A 518-nucleotide genomic window follows, 5' to 3' on the forward strand; every position below is an offset into this window, starting at 1 on the left:
TTCATGCGTAAAATTAAGACGAAAAAAACTGACCTGTTGCGTATGAAGAGATCTACCTTGTAAGGGTTGTGGTATTGCCATCTTTTCCTCCATTAATGATTAGCTATAAACTCAACGACCACCACGCATTCACCAGCATTCGTGGTTTTGTCTCTTGTCGCATAAAGAGAAACTTCCCTTTCTTCTCCGACAAAAAGCTTCCCATCTGTTGGTGTAAAGTCCTGCGTGTTTTGTGCTTTGATATCTTTCTCACCAAACTCATTGCCCCCATGCGTATTTCCGATCTTTAATTTTGCTTCAGGAAAGGCTGTCTTCACGAAGGCTTTTATCGATTTAATCAAAGCACCACGAGGCAAAATCCCTATTCTCTCTGTAAGGTTTTTATCCTTGTGAAAGATATTCAAGCGCAAAAAACTGACTTGCTGCGTATGAAGATTTCTCCCTTGTAAGGGAGGTGGTAGATGATTTGCCATTCTATTCCCTCCTCATCACGCCGCTGCCGCTTCGCCACTGTATGT

The 518-nt window shown here is 42.3% G+C and carries 1 protein-coding gene; it reads right to left on the bottom strand.

Annotated elements, in window-relative coordinates; translation table 11 throughout:
• Nucleotides 1-92 precede the first annotated feature (92 nt).
• Nucleotides 93-473 carry a hypothetical protein gene (locus BN338_RS09575; RefSeq protein ID WP_039761694.1) on the bottom strand — a complete coding sequence of 127 codons (381 nt, stop codon included), beginning with the start codon at nt 471-473 and terminating at the stop codon, nt 93-95.
• Nucleotides 474-518: the final 45 nt, after the last annotated feature.

Origin of the sequence: Bartonella queenslandensis AUST/NH15, assembly GCF_000312585.1 — a bacterium.
Lineage (GTDB): Bacteria > Pseudomonadota > Alphaproteobacteria > Rhizobiales > Rhizobiaceae > Bartonella > Bartonella queenslandensis_A.

Excerpts from the sequence above, each read along its gene's own strand:
- BN338_RS09575 (WP_039761694.1), bottom strand. The coding sequence starts at position 473 with ATGGCAAATCATCTACCACCTCCCTTACAAGGGAGAAATCTTCATACG.